The organism is Streptomyces nanshensis, assembly GCF_001751255.1.
Lineage (GTDB): Bacteria > Actinomycetota > Actinomycetes > Streptomycetales > Streptomycetaceae > Streptomyces > Streptomyces nanshensis_A.
This window is the reverse complement of the sequence record NZ_LJGW01000573.1, coordinates 1-1,736: the sequence shown is the minus strand read 5'-3', so window position 1 is coordinate 1,736 and position 1,736 is coordinate 1. Positions and strand designations below refer to the sequence as shown.

The 1,736-nt window shown below is 71.3% G+C and carries 1 protein-coding gene; it reads right to left on the bottom strand.

The genetic code is table 11. From position 1 onward, the window contains the following. Positions 1 to 125: 125 nt before the first annotated feature. Positions 126 to 1,529 (bottom strand): GntP family permease, encoded by a 1,404-nt coding sequence (locus AN218_RS29830; protein WP_070020176.1) that lies wholly within the window; start codon positions 1,527 to 1,529, stop codon positions 126 to 128. Positions 1,530 to 1,736 lie beyond the last annotated feature (207 nt).

The following is a 1,736-nucleotide window of genomic DNA, read 5'->3' as shown; positions in this document are numbered from 1 at the left end:
TACGGGCCCTCAAGCGCGCGGCGCTGGGCTGAGCCGACGGCGGACCGCCGCACGAGGGCGGCCGGCGGAACCGTCCACTCGGGGTGGCGGGGCCGCCGGCCGCGCGAGCCGGGGACGGACGCGCCCTAGACGACGAGCCAGAGCAGCAGCAGGAAGACCAGCGCCACGACGGAGATCAGCGTCTCCATCACCGACCAGGTCTTGAGCGTCTGTCCGACGCTCATCCCGAAGTACTCCTTCACCATCCAGAAGCCCGCGTCGTTGACGTGGCTGAAGAAGAGGGAGCCCGCGCCGACGGCCAGCACCAGCAGCGCCGCCTGCGCGGTGTTCATGTCGGCGGCGAGCGGCGCGACGAGTCCGGCGGCCGAGATCGTCGCCACCGTCGCGGAACCGGTCGCCAGCCGGATGAGGACCGCGATCAGCCAGCCCAGCAGCAGCGCCGGGACGGACCAGCTCTTGGACAGGTCGAGGATCATCTCGCCGACGCCGACGTCGACGAGCGTCTGCTTGAAGCCGCCGCCCGCGGCGACGATCAGCAGGATCCCGGCGATCGGCATCAGCGACTTCTCGACGGTCTCGGTGATCCGCCCCTTGGTGAAGCCCGCCGCCCTGCCCAGCGTGAACATCGCGACGACCACCGCCGCGAGCAGCGCGATCAACGGCGAGCCCACGACGTCCAGTACACGCTGTACGGGGTTCTCCGCGTCGTCCACGACGATGTCGGCCAGCGCCTTGGCGAGCATCAGCACGACGGGAAGCAGGACGGTCGCCACGGTGACCGCGAACTTCGGACGGCGCTCCAGATCCTTCGACGCACGCTCCGGAACGATCCCCTCCGGCGGCTGTACGTCCACCCAGCGCGCGGCGAAGCGGGCGAAGAGCGGCCCGGAGACGACGAGCGTCGGGATGCCCACCAGCACGCCGAAGGCCAGCGTCACACCGAGGTTGGCGTGCACGGAGTCGATCGCGGCGAGCGGTCCGGGGTGCGGCGGCACCAGGCCGTGCATGACGGACAGGCCCGCGAGGGCGGGAATGCCGATCCGGATCAGGGAGTAGTTGCCGCGCCGGGCGACGAGCAGCAGCACCGGGATCATCAGCACGAGGCCGACCTCGAAGAACAGCGGCAGCCCGATGATGCCCGCGATCAGCGCCATCGCCCACGGCATGGCGCGGTCGCCGGTCCTGGCGAGGATCGTGTCGACGATCTCGTCGGCGCCGCCGGAGTCGGCGAGCAGCTTGCCGAGCATCGCGCCCAGCGCGATGAGCACGCCCACGCCGGAGACGGTGTCGCCCAGGCCCGTGGAGAAGCTCTCGACGGTCTTGTCCAGCGGAGCGGCGGCCACGGCACCGAGCACGAGCGTGCCCAGGGTCAGCGCCAGGAACGCATGGACCTTGAAGCGGGTGATGAGGAGGACGATGACGGCGATACCGGCCAGGGCTGCGAGCCCGAGCTGAAGACTGCCGGCGGAGCTGATGGGATCCACGGGCTCCGGACCGGCCGCGAGTATCTCGGCACTGAGATGGCGCACGGCTCTTCCTTGTCGACGTACGGACGGGGAACGGGAGTTGGGGCACGACGGGGGTCACACCCCGACGATCGCGGGAGGGGAACGGGGACGAGGGCGGTCATGGGACGGACGACCGCGCGAGGCTGCGGCTCACCCGGCGGCTCACCCGGCGGCTCACGCGGTGCCGGTGTCAGCTACGTGCTCACCGGGGCCCGCCGGCTCCGGCCG